This window comes from Pseudomonas sp. GL-R-19 (genome assembly GCF_019956375.1).
GTDB lineage: Bacteria > Pseudomonadota > Gammaproteobacteria > Pseudomonadales > Pseudomonadaceae > Aquipseudomonas.
In genome coordinates, this window is sequence record NZ_JAHBDJ010000001.1 from 136,747 (window position 1) to 153,100 (window position 16,354).

The 16,354-nt window shown below is 60.5% G+C and carries 16 protein-coding genes; 14 read left to right on the plus strand and 2 right to left on the minus strand.

Annotation, left to right across the window (positions count from 1 at the left end; translation table 11 throughout):
* Positions 1–50 precede the first annotated feature (50 nt).
* Together KGA83_RS00590 and KGA83_RS00595 are read right to left on the minus strand one after the other, a co-directional pair.
* Positions 51–2,234, minus strand: coding sequence for a DEAD/DEAH box helicase (locus KGA83_RS00590; protein WP_223527608.1), 2,184 nt, complete (start codon positions 2,232–2,234; stop codon positions 51–53).
* On the minus strand, positions 2,231–3,847 hold the full coding sequence (locus KGA83_RS00595; protein WP_223527610.1) for a dsDNA nuclease domain-containing protein: 1,617 nt from the start codon (positions 3,845–3,847) through the stop codon (positions 2,231–2,233). Before KGA83_RS00595 ends, KGA83_RS00590 begins: the two co-directional genes overlap by 4 nt.
* Positions 3,848–3,929: 82 nt before the next feature.
* Between KGA83_RS00595 and KGA83_RS30015 the strand changes: the two genes are divergently transcribed.
* From KGA83_RS30015 to KGA83_RS00665, 14 genes are all read left to right on the plus strand, one after another.
* A complete protein-coding gene (locus KGA83_RS30015; RefSeq protein ID WP_223527612.1) occupies positions 3,930–4,157 on the plus strand; it encodes a helix-turn-helix domain-containing protein in 228 nt (75 codons plus the stop codon).
* Positions 4,158–4,517: 360 nt separating this feature from the next.
* Positions 4,518–4,853, plus strand: a complete 336-nt coding sequence (locus KGA83_RS00605) for an RAQPRD family integrative conjugative element protein (RefSeq protein ID WP_223527614.1) — start codon at positions 4,518–4,520, stop codon at positions 4,851–4,853.
* A complete protein-coding gene (locus KGA83_RS00610; RefSeq protein ID WP_223527615.1) occupies positions 4,840–5,079 on the plus strand; it encodes a TIGR03758 family integrating conjugative element protein in 240 nt (79 codons plus the stop codon). Before KGA83_RS00605 ends, KGA83_RS00610 begins: the two co-directional genes overlap by 14 nt.
* Positions 5,080–5,094: 15 nt before the next feature.
* Complete coding sequence (locus tag KGA83_RS00615; RefSeq protein ID WP_223527617.1) at positions 5,095–5,472, plus strand: TIGR03745 family integrating conjugative element membrane protein; 378 nt, start codon at positions 5,095–5,097, stop codon at positions 5,470–5,472.
* Positions 5,473–5,479: 7 nt separating this feature from the next.
* Positions 5,480–5,881 (plus strand): TIGR03750 family conjugal transfer protein, encoded by a 402-nt coding sequence (locus KGA83_RS00620; protein ID WP_223527618.1) that lies wholly within the window; start codon positions 5,480–5,482, stop codon positions 5,879–5,881.
* Positions 5,878–6,516, plus strand: a complete 639-nt coding sequence (locus tag KGA83_RS00625; protein ID WP_223527620.1) for a PFL_4703 family integrating conjugative element protein — start codon at positions 5,878–5,880, stop codon at positions 6,514–6,516. The genes KGA83_RS00620 and KGA83_RS00625 overlap by 4 nt, the downstream gene beginning before the upstream one ends.
* A complete protein-coding gene (locus KGA83_RS00630; protein ID WP_223527621.1) occupies positions 6,516–7,322 on the plus strand; it encodes a TIGR03749 family integrating conjugative element protein in 807 nt (268 codons plus the stop codon). The genes KGA83_RS00625 and KGA83_RS00630 overlap by 1 nt, the downstream gene beginning before the upstream one ends.
* A complete protein-coding gene (locus KGA83_RS00635) occupies positions 7,312–8,820 on the plus strand; it encodes a TIGR03752 family integrating conjugative element protein (RefSeq protein ID WP_223527623.1) in 1,509 nt (502 codons plus the stop codon). The genes KGA83_RS00630 and KGA83_RS00635 overlap by 11 nt, the downstream gene beginning before the upstream one ends.
* Positions 8,783–9,202: a TIGR03751 family conjugal transfer lipoprotein gene (locus KGA83_RS00640; protein ID WP_223462108.1), complete on the plus strand. Its 420-nt coding sequence runs from the start codon at positions 8,783–8,785 to the stop codon at positions 9,200–9,202. Before KGA83_RS00635 ends, KGA83_RS00640 begins: the two co-directional genes overlap by 38 nt.
* The gene (locus KGA83_RS00645) at positions 9,202–11,943 is read left to right on the plus strand and encodes a conjugative transfer ATPase (protein ID WP_223527625.1); all 2,742 of its coding nucleotides are present in this window, start codon (positions 9,202–9,204) and stop codon (positions 11,941–11,943) included. The genes KGA83_RS00640 and KGA83_RS00645 overlap by 1 nt, the downstream gene beginning before the upstream one ends.
* 224 nt (positions 11,944–12,167) lie before the next feature.
* The gene (locus tag KGA83_RS00650; protein ID WP_223527627.1) at positions 12,168–13,145 is read left to right on the plus strand and encodes a TIGR03756 family integrating conjugative element protein; all 978 of its coding nucleotides are present in this window, start codon (positions 12,168–12,170) and stop codon (positions 13,143–13,145) included.
* A complete protein-coding gene (locus tag KGA83_RS00655; RefSeq protein ID WP_223527629.1) occupies positions 13,145–14,500 on the plus strand; it encodes an integrating conjugative element protein in 1,356 nt (451 codons plus the stop codon). The genes KGA83_RS00650 and KGA83_RS00655 overlap by 1 nt, the downstream gene beginning before the upstream one ends.
* Complete coding sequence (locus tag KGA83_RS00660) at positions 14,497–14,802, plus strand: hypothetical protein (protein ID WP_223527630.1); 306 nt, start codon at positions 14,497–14,499, stop codon at positions 14,800–14,802. The genes KGA83_RS00655 and KGA83_RS00660 overlap by 4 nt, the downstream gene beginning before the upstream one ends.
* Before the next feature lie 9 nt (positions 14,803–14,811).
* Positions 14,812–16,350: a conjugal transfer protein TraG N-terminal domain-containing protein gene (locus tag KGA83_RS00665; RefSeq protein WP_223527631.1), complete on the plus strand. Its 1,539-nt coding sequence runs from the start codon at positions 14,812–14,814 to the stop codon at positions 16,348–16,350.
* Positions 16,351–16,354 lie beyond the last annotated feature (4 nt).

The window sequence follows — 16,354 nt, forward strand, 5'->3', positions numbered from 1 at the left end:
TCATGAATGTTTCACAACATTCGTGACCCAATGCTGACCCCGGTTTAGTGTCATCCGATACCAAGCGCACGCTTGATGAACATATGATCCACGTAACCAACCGATCGTACCCAGGCGTCTTGGTTCTCCCGTATAAACTGACCCAGCTGATCCACGTCGGCCTGCTCCGGAAACTCCATCAGGTCAGCCAAGCGGTGCAGCGTCTGGATCGGAATTCCTATCTCCTCCAGGGCATTGACCCCTGGTGGCAGGTGGAAGTTCTCGAATGCCATTTTGACGTGTGTGTAGTCGATCTTGGTGCGGATTCCTCGCTTTAGCGCATGGTGTTTGACGACATCCTCCATAAGGCCGAGCAGCTTTGGTAGGGTGTATCCGAAGGTATTGGTAATAATCTTCAAGTCATTGTTCAGGGCGCCGGACAGCTTGCGCTTGTCTCCTTCGGTCACCCATTGCCGTGCATATGCGATCTGGCTTTTGAGGTAATCCGAATAGCTCGACGCGTTGACGTAGCCGGCGAGCTTGGCGACCAGGACATCAGTGGGTTTAACCTTGACCCCGTTGCGGCTGAACGTATGTGGTACCAGCCGGGCGATGATCTTTGCAAAGGTCTTGAGGAAGTTGGTCGCGGGGCCCCAGTGAAACACGAGCGTGGCGAACTCGGTGTCGTCCATCATCTCGACCATGCTTTGCAGCTCTTCGAACTGCTCGAAACGGAAGTAGGAGTGCTTCTTCACGAGGTCGATAGAGACGCGATCGCTTGCGAACACCTCCTCGACGCGATCCTGCGAAAACTCAGAAAGGTGGTCAGGCTGAACGCTGGCCAGCAAGTTGATCGGGGTCTCGACATCCTGAATACCGAGCGGTATCTCCACCTCTTGGTTGAGGCTGTCCTCTGGAATTTCCTCCAGGCAGAAGATCTTGCCCACAAAGTGAACGCCCATCCGCCCGGCGCGCCCTTTAATATTGCCGTGGGTGAATTTGTCGATGCTGCGAATGCCATCGCGGTTGTCGTAGATCACGACGTTCTTCGCGACGGTGTTGACGCCCTCGATGATGGTGGAGGTGCACAGCAGGAAGCGTAAGTTTCCAGCATTGAACTGGTCGGCGGTGTATTGCTGGAGCGCCCTCGGCAGCGCACCGAAATGCAAGCCGATGCCGTTTCTCAGAGCAACGGTGTAATCCCACTCGGGATCGAACTCCTCGCTGACCCAGTCGATATGCGGGCTCTCGGTCGACTTACCGTGCCCGAGCCTGATTAGCTCTCGGGCCACAATGCCGGCAACAGTTGGCGACTTGCAGTAAACAATCGTTGCACCGACGCAGTCCTGCGAGATCTTGGCGAGCGCTTCAAGCTTGCCATCGTCGTCGTTGGGCTTGATACCGAAGGTCTGGACGTCGAGCGCCACCGTATTAAAGTCGGTGGAGACAAAGGTATGCGCGTAGCCAAGCTTTTCCAGGCCGCGAATGCTGTTGACGAACGGCCCGGTCAGATAAAACTGCTTGGAGACCTTAAGCAGCTTGCTTAGCGCGATGTTGAGCTCGATGACGCGTTCGTCCTTGTAATCCGTTGTGCCGTTTTTGAGTTCTCGGAAGGCCAGCTTGTAAAACTCGTCGATGACGAAGAGATCGATGTCGGCAATGTCATCTCGCTCGTTCACCCGCTCCTGCGTCAGGACGTATACGGCCCGATCGGAATGGCACTCTTGCGAGCTGTGATGAATGATCTGGTATCGATCGCCGAACCTCGCCTGTAACCGACGACGCGTTTCGTCGGCAAGGGCCACGGTTGGAACCACCAGCACGAGCCGTTTCAGGTCACCCAGGCCGAGCAGCGAGTCCACGATGGCGCTTTTGCCCATGCTAGTAGGCGCGCTGAGCACCACATTCTGACCAGCCTTGAGCAGATCGAATATGTGGAACTGCATCGAGTGAAAAACGAAGCTGTCCGAGAACGGGGTTCGGTACAGATCCAGCACTCTCAGTTCTTCCGGCGTCAGGTCGGAGAACTCCTTTTTCAGGTAGGGGAACAGGCCTGACTTTCTCACCATATTTTTCAGAAGGGTGGTGTGGTCAACGAAACGATCGCGGGCATCTAGGGCGCGGACGATCAAATCACGACCCAGCTCATACGACACCGGGTTGGACAGCAGCCTGTTGATCACAGACAGATACCGGAACGACGAGAAGTCCTCACTCTGAAGGCTGTGTTTCGCCTGCTCATACACCTGCGTCATACCACCGCCCTCACCTTGTCTTCGACCAGTTTTGTTAGCCGCTCAAGGCTTGGAGCGGGGTAAATAAATACGTGGACGCACAGATTCGCGAACGGCGAATCCTCTACGAGGTCGGAAGCAAACTGCTCAAACAGCGCTGCCGTTTCCTGCTCCAGCTCATCCTCATGGCCCGGGGTTTCAGGGTCGGTCACCAAGTAAGAGTCATACCCCACGAACAGGACGAACCTGAAGCGATCAAGGTGAGCATCCAAAGGCCGGCTGCCATCGAGGATTTCGTCGATGTCATGGCGAAGCAGGTAGTCATCGTCCTTGACGTCCAGGATTTTGCTGCGCGCAGAATCGAAACAATCTTCGATGACCTCGTACAACTTATCCCGTATCTCCGGCAGCCGCACAGCGATGTCGGTGTCCGTCACCAGCTCGCTGAAGCCAATCCAAAGCTGATCGCCTTCCGGATCGCGGCGGACAATGTGCACGTTCTCAAGAATTTTCTCGGCCCCTGGGCTCTCAACGTGCAGCATGCAGGGTATCGGCTGGCTCTCGTGGTGCTGCCGGATGGTGGCGTGTAACAGTACGCGGCCCAGGAACTCCCGAACGTCGTGGAGCGACTTGAAGACAGATGTGCGCAGCCGCTCGCGCTTTTCCACAAGCGTCAGTTTGTGAATATCGGCCATTTCCTTGGGCCGGAGAAAGACCTCATCCAGCCATTGGCAGACGTTATCCACGATGTGCTTATAGCGGTATTTCTGCAGAAAATACTCTTGATTCAGAACCTGCCCGTTACGCTTAGCGCAAGCCGTAGCCATAGGCGCCCTGAATGGCATAAGAATGTGGGGCAAGTCCCGTTTGACGTAGATTTTGCGGCCCGACTTGGACTGGTCATCCTCGACACGTAGCTTGAACCACTCGAAGAGGTCTGGTCGGGTATAGGACTTATCATCAACACTGTAAATGCGCCGTGAACGCTCGCCCTTGCGCGTAACGGTATCGAGTATGCGCCACCAGATGTCTTCAGCGACGGCTTCAGAGCTGAGGATGATGCCGTGCAGATCCTGGGAGGCCATCCGAATGTTCTTAATCCCCAGAAGCTCCAGTTCGCGCGCAGTGTGATACACCTGCCAGTTGGCTGCATCGACCCAGTCTGCGACGCTAACATCGGAGGCAGTCTGGTAGTTTTCTGTGCGCTTGTTGAGGTCGTCGATCAGATCCTGCCTACCTGGCTTGCCTGCCCGTGCTGAGGGGGGGATCGTCAGGTACTCTAGGGTTTTATTCACCTTGTCTTCAGTGACGATAGAATACCGCCGGGATAGACCAGGATCTGATTTGCATTGCATCGACTTGTGCAGGATCGAACTGCAGGGGATGGTTTTCTTATCGGCGCCCTTGCCGTTCTTGACGATGTCCGAAATGTTCCAACGCGTTTTCTCGGTACTTTTTACCTGCACGAAGTCGACGTAGCCGTCGGAGACGATATCGATATCGTCCATCACCTCACACCGGACACTGCGGATGCTCTTGTCTCGGAGCATCCGAGTGACATGGAAAGCGGCGACACAGTCCTGGAAAAGGAAACCGTGTTTGGCGGCTACACCGCCCGAATCGTTTGAATCCATCTCGACGTCCGTGACAATTTGCCGAGAATCTAGGGTATTCCATTGCGGTAGTCCACTCGATTGATGGCGTTTAGCCCTATATTTGTACCAAGCAACCGCGCAAACTTGGACGAAGGCGCAGGGGGCGGCGGCTTCGACTCAGCTGGGGTTTGCCGACACCAGCAGCCGCGCCTACCTTGCCAAACTGGAAGTCGGTCGTTCGAGCATCACCCTCGATAAGCTTGAACAGCTCAGCGAACGCTTGAACTTGAGTTCGTTGGCAATGCATACACTGCCGTTGAGGGAACATACAGACCAGTCTGCCAACTAACTCATTGCGAAGCTGAGAGATAAGATCAGAAACCTAGAACAAGCTCGGTGCATACCGGTTCTTCGCGCTACGCTCGGCGATCAACGTGTGGCCGGTGTGAGGGCTCGTGTGCTTCGAAGCTTGTCTACCAGAGCACGATGTTCAGTGAGCTCAAGCGCGATTCAAACAAAGCCTCCATTTTCAGATTAAGGTATCCCGCCCCTGTCCACGATTGCCCAGTCTGGATAGAACGGGTCAAAGAAACCGACTTTTGTTCGTCACTTCGCCTGTTTAAACCGAACCCTCGAAATTCCCTTTAACCCATGCCAATACCAGCCTGACTGATCAAGGTGAAGGCCAGATTCCCGGCTGGATTTCGCCATGACATCTTTCCAATATCCCTTGCTACTTGCCTGCTTGGTTACGCTCAGTGCCGCTGCTCAAGACGCTCGTGAGCGCTCAGACCTGGGCCTAGTGCAGCGGCAGGTCACTGCCATCGAACAGTTGGCCGACCGCGCGCGCAGCAGCTCAACCAATGCCGATGGGGCTCGCTATCGCTTCGACTACCCAAGGTTCACCACCGACCTCGAGCGCATCCGCCAGGGCATAAACAAGTACCTGTCGCCCTCCCGAGCGCAGCCGGCCGACATGGTTAAGCTGACCGGCAGTTATCGCTCTGAGGCGCCTCACGTGAGCCCGTCCGATGAGCATGACTGACGCCCAACTCGCCGCGTTCTCCGCCGTTTCCGGGTTTACCCCGCAGCTCAGTTCGGTGTTGTGGCGCTCCTCGGTTCTGATGCTGGCACTGCTCTGGTGCGCCTGGGCCTTGTGGACCGGCTACCGCGGTTGGGCGGCCGGCAATATCAACTTCGGGTCGCTCGGCGGCAGCACGCTGCGCCTTGCCCTCACCCTGATCGTGCTGATGTTTTTCATGCTGTCGTAAACCAGGAGATTTGCCATGAACCTCTCCCGTCGCTGTCACCGTTCGCTCGCTTTTCTGCGGGAAACCTGTTTGAAGGCCCTGCTCGGCGGTCTAGTTCTGCTGAGCTCGACCCTGGTCTGGGCTGATCTACCGACCATGGAAGCGCCTTCCCGCGGCGAAGGTTCGGGACTGATCGACACCATCAAGAACTACGCCTACGACGGCGGCATCCTGCTCGGGCTGCTGATCGCCACCCTTGCGTTCCTGGGCGTGGCCTGGCATTCGCTCACCGTCTACGCCGACGTACAGAACCAGCGCAAAACCTGGAAGGACCTCGGCGCCGTAGTCGGTGTCGGCGCACTGCTGGTAGTGGTGATCCTGTGGTTCTTGACCAAAGCCGCCACGATTTTGTGAGGTCATCATGTCCGATACCCCTCCAACCCTGCCTGACGGCACGTTGACCTTCCTGCCGGAGCGCCTCAACCGTGACCCGGCCGTCCTCCGTGGCCTCACCAACGACGAAATGTGGGTCGCGCTGATGGTCGGCGCCACGCTGGGCTTGATCCTCGGTGCGCCGCTGGCGGTAGCGACCGCCTCCATCGCCACCCTCCCCACCTGCATGTTCCTGTGCATGGCGTTGGTGCTGCTCGGCGGCGGCAAGCTGCTGCGCCGGGCGAAGCGCGCCCGCCCCGAAACCTGGCTGTACCGGCGCCTGCAGTGGCAGTTGGCGGTGCACTGGGGCATCGGCACCAACCAGTTGATCCTGCACTCCGGTCCGTGGACCGTCCGACGTACGCGTCGGCATGTGAGGACCGCCGCATGAGCCGCTTCCGTAATAAGGTAGATGTGCAGCAGGCGCATATCCTCAGCCTGCGCCTAGCTGTGGCGATCCTGGCAGTGCTGTGCGCCGGGCTCTGGTACGGCTGGCAGTCGGCCCCGTCTGAACTGACCGTCCACGTGCCACCCGATCTGCGCTCCGGGAGCACGCGAAAATGGTGGGATGTGCCGCCCGAAAACATCTATGCCTTCGCCCTGTACATCTTCGGTCAACTCAACCGTTGGCCCTCCGATGGTGAGACTGATTACCACCGCGCCATCTTCGCCCTGCAACCCTACCTCACCCCGGCGTGCAAAACCTTCTTCGACGGCGATTTCGAGTACCGCAAGGCGGCGGGCGAGCTACGAGGCCGGGTGCGCGGCGTGTACGAAGTGCTGGGCCGTGGCTACAGCGACGATCCCAATTTGCGGGTAAAGCAGCTGGATGCACGCAGCTGGCTGGTCAAGCTCGACCTCAATGCCGACGAGTACTACGCCGCCGAGCCGGTGAAAAGAGTGGTGGTGCGTTATCCGCTGCGCGTGGTGCGTTTCGATGTCGACCCTGAGCACAACAAGTGGGGCCTGGCCCTGGACTGCTACGAAGGCACACCGCAAAAGTTGACACTGCCCGGAGGTGCGTGATGATGCGTGTCTTGATTCTGATCCTGGTGTCGGTTGCCGGTTGGTGCTCAACCGCAGGCGCCGTCGAGATCAAATACTGGGACCGCCTGCCGCTGGCCGTCCCGCTCACCGTTGGCCAGGAACGCATCCTGATGCTGGATGAAGATGTCCGCGTCGGGTTGCCGAGTGCAATCGCCAGCAAGCTGCGCGTGCAGTCCGTGGGCGGAACCGTGTACCTGCGCGCCGCGGAAGCCCTTCCCCCTACGCGACTGCAGCTGCAGTCGGTGAAGTCCGGGGACATCATACTGATCGACATCGAAGCGCTCGACGGCAGCGTGGCGCTGGAGCCGGTCAAAATCGTGGCCCAGGCTCAGGCGCCGGACGTGGAACCCGCGAAGGACGCAGCACCTGCCGCGACGCCGGTTCCGGTGGTGCTCACCCGCTATGCGGCGCAGAACCTCTATGCACCACTGCGAACCGTGACGCCACTGCCCGGTGTCCGCCGGATGCCGCTGATTGACGCCACTGCATTCAACACGTTGCTGCCCACCGAGCGCGTATCGATCAAGGCGCTCGCCGCCTGGAGGCTGGGCGACTATTGGGTGACAGCGGTAAAGATCGTGAACCGGGGCCCCGGCAAGGTCTCGCTGGACCCGCGTCATCTGCAGGCCACGTTGTACGCCGCGACGTTCCAGCACGCAGACCTCGGCCGTGCCGGCACGCCTGAAGACACCACCGTGGCCTACCTCGTCACTCGCGGCGGCGACCTGAAGCACGCGCTGCTACTGCCCCCGCCAGCACCGGAGGCTGCCGATCATGAAAGCTAACAGCCTGCTGAAATGGCTGGTGCCCGGCGTCCTGCTGGGGATCGTACTGATCATCGGCAAATCCTGGGTGGCCGTACCCACTGGCCAGCCCGCTCATGATCCCGACAAGGCAACGCTCAGTCCGGAACAGGCAAAGGCTCTCGGCATCGCGGGCGACACCCCGCGCGACACCGTCGCCACGCTGATCGGACAGGTCAAGGCGATGCGCAGCGAGATGCTGTCGTTGAAGAAAGGCAACGACACGCTGCAGATCGAGAACACTCGGCTGCGCACGCGCGAAGGCAACATCGACACTCGCATCCAGAGCACGTTGAGCAGTGTCACCCAGCAGGTCACCGAGCAGCGCCAGCAGGCCAACGACGCCCGGCAGAAGGCCGAGCAACAGCACCGCGAAACCCAGAGGCTGCTGTCCAGGCTCAAAGACCAGCTCACTGGCAAGCCCGCAGCGAACTCCGACGTGCCGGTGGGCTTTGGCCTCGAGCCAGGCGACGAGCAGCAATTTTCGAGTGTTCCGCCACCGGCGGACGCGGTGCAGTGGATCGAACCGTCGAATGCACGCGCCAGCCAAGAGGACGCCCTGAAAACTGAAGGGCCGTTGTCGACCCTGACGTCGAAATTCAAGGACCTGCACGGTCTGGATGACAACGCGATCGACCGCGGACAGGACCACCTGCGCGCCGTCGCCAAAGGCGAGCGTGACCTGGAGAACGCCCAAGATCGCACCGAGGACGCTAGGCCCGTCTACACCATCCCCGAAAACTCGACCCTGATAGGCTCAATCGCCATGACTGCCCTGATCGGCCGCGTGCCGGTGGACGGCACCGTGAACGATCCTTATCCGTTCAAGGTACTGGTGGGGCCGGACAACCTCACCGCCAACGGTATCGACCTGCCGGATGTGGTCGGCGCGGTCATGAGCGGCACCGCCGCCGGCGACTGGACGTTGTCCTGCGTCCGCGGCCAGGTCGAGTCAATTACCTTTGTCTTCAGCGACGGTACCGTTCGCACGGTGCCGCAGCCACAGAAGGTCGTCAGCCGCAATCGCACCAGCCCCCAGACATCGGACACCGAGAAAATCCGCGGCGGCTTGGGCTACATCTCTGATCCCTACGGCATTCCCTGCATCTCCGGCGAACGCCGCTCCAACGCCCAGCAGTACCTGGGGAGCCAGAGCTTGATCACTGCGGCCGGTGCCGGCTTCGCCGCCGCATTGGGCAGTGAGCAGACCAATACCTCCTTCATCAACTCGGCCAGCGGCAACCTGGGCCTGACCCAGAACAGCGGCAACAGCGCGTTGAACTCGGTCATCAGCGGTGGCATTGGCGACATCCGTGACTGGATCAATAAGCTCTACGGTGAAGCCTTCGCGGCCATCTACGTCCCACCCGGGGCCAAGGTGGCCTTGCACCTGGACCATGAAATCAGCATCGACTACGAACCCAAAGGCCGGAGAGTGAATCATGAAAGCCCATCCGTATCGGTACTGGATCTGGATTAGCCTGCTGCTCATCCTGCACCTGGCCGGTTGCTCCACCAGCAAAGATGAATTGCTGCCTCATGGCGATCAAACCATGCTGGACATCTGGAACGGCAGTGGCTCGGTCGGCTCGCAGCAACAGTTGCAAGAGGCTCGCGGTGAACTGCGCCGGCCGGTGCTCGATCCGGAGCGGCTGATCAGCGACCAGAGTGCCTATACCCGCACGGCCGCCAACGAGATCCGCACCCAGTTCCCGCGCCTGCCCAACCCGGACTTGGTTATGTACGTCTACCCGCACCTGGCCGGCACCCAGCAGACGCCGGTGCCTGGCTACTCGACCGTGTTCCCGCTGTACGAGAAGGTCCAATACGCGCTGCCCGGCGAGCGCCTGGAAGATCTGTGATGGCCGATGACACGAGTCGCGAGCCGCCGCGCTGGAAGCCCTGGCGTGCGACACAGCGTCGGCGCGCCACCCTTGCCGATGAGGCCGCCCAGTACGCACACAATCCCAGCTTCACCGACCACTTGCCCTGGGTCGAATACCTTGAGGACGAGCAGTGTTTTCTCCTCGACGACAATCGCTCGGTGGGCGCCGTGTTTGAGCTGCAGCCGATCGGCACTGAGGGCCGTGAACCAGAGTGGCTGATGGCGGCGCGCGACGCCCTGGAAGACGCACTGCAGGACAGCTTCGACGAGCTCGACCAGGCGCCCTGGGTGGTGCAATTCTACTGCCAGGACGACAGTGACTTTTCCCCGTACCTCGAACGCCTGGAGCGCTACATCGCGCCACGGGCACAAGGCACGCCGTTCACCGAGGCTTTCCTCGCGTCGATGCAACGTCACCTCGACGCCATCGCCAAACCGGGCGGACTGTTCGACGACCATATCGTGTCTCACCTGCCCTGGCGCGGCAGCAATCGGCGGATTCGGCTAGTGGTCTATCGCTGGCTGGGGGATCAAGGTGACGACGATACGCAGAGCCCGGCTCAGCTGTTGAGCAGGACGTGTGACCGTCTGGTGGCCTCGTTACAGGCCTGCGGGGTCAGCCCGCGGCGTCTGACCGGGCGCGACTTCTACACCTGGTTGTTGCCCTGGTTCAACCCGGCCCCTGCCCTCACCGGCGAATCACCCGCAGCGTTTTATCGTCAAGTGCCCTACCCCGAGGAGGATGACGGCGATGGACTGCCGCTGCCGTTCGACCACAATTTTGCCGAGCGACTGTTCTTTCAGGAGCCACGCTCGGATAGCGACCAGGGCCTGTGGTACTTCGATCAGCAACCGCATGCCGTGATGGTGGTCGACAAGCTGCGCAGACCGCCCCATATCGGTCAGCTGACCGGCGAAACGCGTAAGGGCGAGGCCTTGAACGCCTTGTTCGATCAGTTACCCGAGCAGGCCGTCATGTGTTTGACCTTGGTAATCACGCCTCAGGATGTGCTCGAGGAGCAGCTCAACCGATTGGCGCGCAAAGCCATCGGCGAGAACCTCGCCTCGACCCAAACCCGCCAGGACGTGGAAGAGGCCCGCGCGCTGATCGGCCGACAGCACAAGCTGTACCGCGGCACCTTGGCGCTGTACCTGCGCGGTGCCGATGAACAGCAACTGCGCCAGTGCTCGACCCAGGCCGCCAACGTGCTGCTCGGCGCCGGCCTGCAGCCGGTGCGCGAGGGCGACGAAGTCGCGGCGTGCAATAGCTATCTGCGCTGGTTGCCGATGGTCTACAACCCGGCTCGAGACACGCGCAACTGGTACACCCGACTGCTGTTTGCTCAGCATGTCGCCAACTTGCTGCCCCTGTGGGGACGCAGCATCGGCACCGGCAATCCGGGCCTCACTTTTTTCAACCGTGGTGGTGCGCCCTTGTCGTTCGACCCGCTGTCGCGTTTCGACCGCTCCATGAATGGCCACCTGCTGTTGTTCGGTCCAACCGGCGCCGGCAAGTCGGCCACCTTGGTTTCGATATTGATGCAGGTCATGGCCGTGTATCGACCACGGCTGTTCATTGTCGAAGCGGGTAATTCCTTCGGTTTGCAGGGCGATTACTTCGCCACCCAAGGGCTTTCCGTCAACAAGGTTCAGCTCAAACCCGGCAGTGGCTTGAGCTTGGCGCCTTTCGCCGATGCTCGCCGTCTGATCGAACAGCCCGATCAGGTGGCCAGCCTGTCGACCGAGGACCTGGATGAAACCGAGACGGACAGTGATGAGCAACGCGACGTGCTGGGCGAGCTGGAAATCACTGCCCGCCTGATGATCACCGGCGGCGAAGCCAAGGAAGAGGCGCGGCTGACCCGGGCAGACCGCAGCCTGATCCGCGAGTGCATCTTGGATGCCGCCAGACACTGCGCGGCCACCGAGCAGCAGGTCATGACACGCCACGTTCGCGATGCACTGCGCCAGGTCGCCAGCGACGCCCATCTGCCCGACAAGCGTCGCGAGCGGGCGCAGGAGATGGCCGAGTCCATCGACCTGTTCTGCCAAGGCTTCGAGGGTGCCCTCTTCGACCGGCCAGGCACACCCTGGCCAGAAAGCGATGTGACGATCGTCGACCTCGCCACCTATGCCCGTGAGGGCTACGAGGCGCAGATGTCGATCAGTTACATCAGCCTGATGAACACGGTGAACAACCTCGCCGAACGCGATCAGTACCTCGGTCGTCCGATCATCATGGTCACCGACGAAGGCCACATCATCACCAAGAACCCGCTGCTGGCGCCGTTTGTGGTCAAGGGCACCAAGATGTGGCGCAAACTCGGCGCGTGGTTCTGGATGGCAACGCAGAACCTGGCCGACTTCCCCGATGCAGCCCAGACCATGCTCAACATGATCGAGTGGTGGATCTGTCTGAACATGCCACCGGCAGAAATTGAAGAGATTGCCCGCTTTAAAAAGCTCACATCCGCTCAGAAGGCCCTACTGCTTTCCGCGAGCAAGGCCTCGGGCAAATACACCGAGGGCGTGGTCCTGTCGAAGAACCTGGAGACGTTGTTTCGCGCGGTGCCGCCGAGCCTGTACCTCGCCCTAGCCATGACCGAGCCCGAGGAAAAAGCTCAGCGCTGGCGACTGATGGAACAGCACCAACAGTCCGAGCTGGACGCCGCCCTCCAGGTCGCGGCGGAGATCGATCGGTTACGCGGCATGTCGTGAACACCCGAGCGCCGGCGACTTTCAAAAGACTTTCAATCAACAAAAATCGGCATGAGTACATTTGTACTCCTTCGGTGATTTTGCAGAATTTGCGGCCCTCAACCCGGTGACTGACAAAACCGATCACTCCGGCCTCGGTTTGTCCGCCGTCCTATTCGGTCGGATCCTGGATGCTGAAGCTTGGCGCACGGATGCACACCGCTGCCACATGTCGAGCGCTGCCCATGATCGTGACCGCCACCACCCGCTGCAGATCGCCAAAGTCCAGGAAGATTGGCCGTGGCCGAGCCTTCACCGCGGCTGCACTGCTCGTCGCGGCCGAGCAGTGCGCGGCACTGACTACCCCCACCATCATCGCCTCCGTCACTTCGCTGCAGTGCCTGGAGTACCGGGTCGTCGGGATCTGCTTCTGGCTGCTCTGTACACCGTTTGGCTGCACGGTGAAGACCTCGCCCAAGGTCCGCCACTTTATTCCCGAGTTGGTGGTATCGAGCTATTCCGACACCGGCGGCAATCCCTGGGGCGAGGTGTCCGCACTGTCGATGCCCACACCGGCGTCACAAGGGGGTGGCAACCTGATCACGCCTTCGAAGCAGCGCGATAATCTGCCCCGGTTCAAGAATGTCGACGGCATCGGGCATCCCGGCGGTTCGGCGTTGACAGCCTTTGCGCATGGCTTCGGCTATGCATGCCCAAGTGGGGCGACTCCCCTTGCGCCATACTACCTCAGCACGCTCGACCCGCTGGCCTGGCGTCAGGCCGTTCCCGAATCCATCTACCCACAAGCGCTCATTCCGGGCATGCGCGAGATTGGCAGCCGGGCACTTGGGAACATGTGGGGCAGTGTCTATCCGCGGCACGGATTTCTGGTGCAGCCTGACGACTTCAAAGCATCCGCCGTCATGGCCCAGCGTGCCAGCGACTTCATCACGCGCGTCGGCCAGCCGCATGTCTACCTGCCGCTGCAGCCGATGCCATCTCCCGGCTATTGGCCGCCGCAGCCGGTGATGGAGAACAACATCAACAACCACCGCTGGCAATTGCTCGCCCCGGTGATCCAGACCACCTGCGCCATCTTCCCCAGCCCGACGATCCAGAGCGCCGACGGCGCCTATGCCTGGTCGCTTTGGCGCCCTTACCACTGCTGCCAGCGGATGGGCCAGACCTTCCTGTTCAGCATCGACTTTGATGGAGGCCAATGATGAATACCCTCTCGCTCGGGTTGGTGTGCGCCCTCGTAAGTGCCGTCGGCCATGCCGCAGAAAACGGCTACCACCTTGGTGACCAGGCCCAGGTCCTGGATGACCGCGTGATGTACACCATAGGCGGCGGATCGGCGACGGGGTCCCCCTCCTCGCTCTACCGCCCCAATGGCCTTGGCGTGGGCATGTCCTGGCGCGCGAACATGATGTGCGGAAACATGAACCTCTCCAACACTCTGCAGAATCAGCTCAATGGCGCCACCCAAGGCTTCCAGCAGATCATGGGCAATGTGATCGAGAATGCCACACAGGCCGTGATGTCTCTGCCGGCGATGATCATTCAGCGCGCCAATCCCGGTCTGTATGAGCTGCTGAGCAACGGCGTACTGCAGGGGCGCATCGACTTTGACCGCTCAAAGCTCACCTGCCAGGCGATGGCGGCCAAAATGGCCGACAAGGTGGACCAGGCCGGTTGGGGCGCACTGGCGCAGAACCAGGAGATGCAGAAAAACCTCGAGCAGTCCGACGGTGATGCGGTGGTGGCGGTGAAGGATACCGAATCGAACAACGGCAACAACGGTGTCATCTGGGTCGGTGGGCAGAAAGCGGGGGGTAACGGTCAGGAACCCATACGGGTGACCTCGGACGTCGTTAAGGCAGGCTACAACCTACTGCACAACCGAACGGTCGAGGATACGTCGGCCGTCGGCTCTGGTTGCGAGAATGGTGCCATCTGCCAGGCCTGGTCGAGCCCCGAAGAGGCCTCCGCATGGGCCACCCGCGTGCTTGGTGAAACCGAGGTGGCGACCTGCGACGACTGCGAGACGCTGCGCGTTACCGCCGGGACAGGCCTCTCGCCGCTGATCCAGGAAACCTACACAGAACACCTTGAGGGTCTGCAACGAATGTTGTCGGGCGCCGAGCAACCCACGCCGGAGAACCTTGGCAAAGTCTCCAGCCCGTTGCTGCAGGTGACTCGCGGGGTCATCGAGGGCCTGCGCGACGATCCCGACCAGAACCTGCTGGCCCGGCGCCTGGCCAGCGAGACCGCGCTGTCGAGCGTGATCTACAAAGCGATGCTGCTCCAGCGCACACTCCTGGCCGGCAGTCATGAACCTAATGTCGCGTCTGCGCAGCCCGCTACCCATGCCCTCAACGGCAACGTCGAAACACTGGAGCGCGAGATACGCCTGCTGCAAACAGAGCTGCAGGTGCGTCAGTCGCTTGCCACCAACACGGCCAGCCTGATCCTCGATCGCCATGCTGGCGGCGCCGACGCCTCTCGTAACATCGATCAGCGTGATCCGGAGCCGGACCGACTGCACCGCGCCGACCAGGGGAGGAGCACACCATGACCCTGTTTTCGTTGAAGTCGACGCTCACCCATGTGCTGCTAATCATCAGTGCAACGACCTTGATGCTCCTGATTGCATGGATGGCGCTGCAGCTGACAGGTGCCCAGATTGATGGGTTCGGGCAGGCGCGCCCCACTACGCCCTACCTCGCTTGCTGGCGCGCCCTGCTGTACGCCCTGATCCTTGCAGTCTGGACTGCGACGTTGCGCTTGCGACCGGCACCTGTTGACCAGCAACGACTCAAACGCCTGGGATTGATCGGCCTCGGCTCGATCATTCTGGTCGAACTGTCTCGTGTGTGAGGTGCAATCATGAGCATGAGCACTAACAGCTACCTCGAGTACTATCTGTCGCTGCTGGCATGGATCATCAACAACGGCATCTGGAATACACTGGCGGACACCGGGCTGTTCGCCGCGCCCTTTGGTGCGATCATCCTGCAGGAATGGCTGTCCGCTCGCCAACAGGGAGCTGACGAGGGCAACAAAGGTCTACTGTCGATCCCTCGCGTCGAGAATCGGCTATGGATGAGTTACGTGGTCATCCTGTTCGGCTGCATGCCGTTCTTTCCGCTGAACCTTTCCTCCGTGACCTTCGACGATACGTCGAGCCGACGCTGCGGGGTTTCCATGGCCGGGCCCGCTGACACGGCCTGGGGCACGACCTTCAACACCATTGGCGAGAAATCAGCGAACGTGCCGGTGTGGTGGTTCCTCGTGCATGCCATGAGCAAGGGCATCACCGCCGCCGCCGCCGCATCGATTCCGTGTGCGCCCGACATCCGTGCGATGCGCATGGAGATCGACAGCTCGCGTATCAACGATCAGGTGCTGCTGCAGGAGGTCGCCGACTTCACCCGGGAATGTTACGGCTACTCGCGCTCGCGGTTGTTCACCAATCGCCCTGAACTGGACGAGTCGCAGAGCTACGATGCGTCCTGGATTGGCTCGACCTACCTGCTCGATACACCGGGTTACTACGATACCGATCGCTCGCGAACGCCCAGGGTCGATTGGCCGTACGACGATACCCGGGATACCTCCCTGCCCCAACTCGACAACGGCGCCGGTTACCCCACCTGCAAGCAGTGGTGGAGCGATGGCACGATCGGGTTGCGTGATCGCTTGGTGGCCGAGGTCGATCCATCGCTGATGTCGAGTCTGCGAGGCTGGCTGACGGGACGTACGAGCACCGAGATCGAAGACGCCACCCTTCGCGAATTGGTGAGCCCGCGGCAGCAATCGTTGAACATGGCGCCGGGACAGGTGTTCCAGGATTACGGCAGCAGCGCCCGTGGCGGCTCATTGACGCAAGGACTCAACAACCTGGCCACGAACACTGGGCTGGCCCTGGGCTCGTTCAGCAATTTCCCGGCGATGAATGCGTTGCGCGCCGCACTACCGATGGTCCAAGCCTTTCTGATCATGGGCACGATCATCAGCCTGCCACTGGTGCTGCTAATCAGCACCTATCAGCTCAAAGCGCTGATGACGGTGACGTTCGCGCTGTTCACCCTGCACATGCTGACGTTCTGGTGGGAGCTCGCACGCTGGATCGACTCAAGCATGCTGGAGACGCTGTACAACCAGGTGTCTGCCACGGACCAGACGCTCTTGTCGTTGCCGACGGCAGGGTTCATGGACGGGACGGTAACCTCGCAGGTCATCGAGTACGTGATGGGTGCAATGTTTGTAGTGCTACCAATGATTTTTATCGGCGCGATGAGTTGGGCGGGATATAACGTGGGGAGTGGTATCCAAACGCTTCTTACTAGAGGAACAGAGGCTGCTCAGACACAAGCAGGAAGGGGTTCTTCACAGCTCATGGCTGGTGTCCAGAAACTAAAATAGGACG